1 protein-coding gene is annotated in these 1601 nt (G+C 65.0%); it reads left to right on the forward strand.

The features are described from left to right. Positions 1-136 precede the first annotated feature (136 nt). Entirely contained in the window at positions 137-1495 is a 1359-nt protein-coding gene (locus tag HH308_RS29230) for an IS4 family transposase (protein WP_170197809.1), read from the forward strand. Positions 1496-1601: the final 106 nt, after the last annotated feature.

Raw genomic sequence — 1601 nt, forward strand, 5'->3', positions numbered from 1 at the left:
CAATGCCGCGCAGTTAAGGGGTGGGTGGGGTGTGTCAAGTGTGTGCGTTGTCGGCGTGTCGCGTGGTGGGGCAACGGGACTCGGGGTTTCGATGGATTGTCCGCCAAAGACGATCCTCGAGCCCTTGGGAGTCCCGTTGCCTGTTCAGTCTGTCACGCCGAATGGTGGTGGGACTCTTCTTGATCCATTCGGGCCCGCGCATCTGGGGGAGTTGACGGCGATCGTGCCGGTGGAGATGGTTGATGCGGTCTTGTCCGACACCGGCGCAACCCAGTCGCGGTTGCGGCGGTTGCCGTCTCGGGTGGTGGTGTATCTGCTGTTGGCAGCACCCTTGTTCGCCGATGTGGGCTACGAGCAGGTGTGGGCCCGGTTGACCGCGGGCCTGCGCGGGTGCCACTGGCCGGGCAGTTCGGCGTTGAGTCAGGCCCGCCGCCGGGTCGGCCCGCGACCGTTGCGGGCCCTGTTCGAGGTGCTCGCCGGTGATACCGGCGGTGCGCACCGGTGGCACGGGTTGGTCGTCTGCGCGATCGACGGCACCACCCTGGTCGTTCCCGACAGTGAGGCCAACCGGGCCTGTTACCGGCATGTCAAAGGCACCCACGGTGGTGCCAGCTATCCGATCATGCGGGTGGCGGCGTTGGTGGCCTGCTCGACCCGCACCCTGCTCGACGTCACCTTCGGACCCGACAGTGACGGTGAAATCGCGTACGCTACAACCCTTTTCCGGTCCCTGCGGTCGGGGATGCTGGTGTTGGGTGACCGTGCCTACGACTCGCAAAAGGTGTACAAGGCGATCATCCTCGGCAGCCACGCCGATCTGCTGATCCGGGCCAGCAGCACCCGCAAACCCGCCCTGATCGGCCGCTGTGCCGACGGGACCTGGCTCACCCGCATCGGCTCGGTCACCCTGCGCGTCATCGACGCCACCATCGACGTCTACGACACCAACACCGGCATCCTGGTCAAGACCGGCCACTACCGGTTGCTGACCTCCTTGCTCGACCCGGACCGGTACCCGGCGGCAGACCTCGTCGACCTTTACCACCAGCGTTGGGAAATTGAGACGACCTACCTGGAACTGAAATCGACGCTCCTGCACGGTCGGGTGCTGCGCGCCCGCACCCCCGACGGAATCGAGCAGGAACTCTACGCCCTACTGGCCACCTACCAGGCGCTCCGACTGGCCATCGCCGACGCCGTCCAGCCTGCCGCCGTCGCCCCGGACCGGGCCAGCTTCACCATCGCACTCAACACCGCCCGCGACCGAATCATCCACTCCTACAACGCAAAAGAAGCCACCACCACCCCAACAACCTTCAGTCACATCGCAGCAGCGATCCTCGCCCGGCCCCTACCCCCACGACGATCCCGATCCAGCCCCCGCGTCGTCAAACGCGCCATCTCCAAACACCGCGCCAAAGGCCCCATCGACCGCACCAACCACCACACACAAATCACCATCACCACCCCCTTGACAACAGCCCACGGACCTTAACTGCGCGGCATTGTTGTGTCACGACGCATGGAGGGAGTCGCGATGTAGGAGGCGACTGTTTGAAAGTGCTTGCTGCACAGGAGATGAAGGTTTGTGGCCCTTCGGT

Origin of the sequence: Gordonia asplenii, assembly GCF_012933505.1 — a bacterium.
GTDB classification, from domain to species: domain Bacteria; phylum Actinomycetota; class Actinomycetes; order Mycobacteriales; family Mycobacteriaceae; genus Gordonia; species Gordonia asplenii.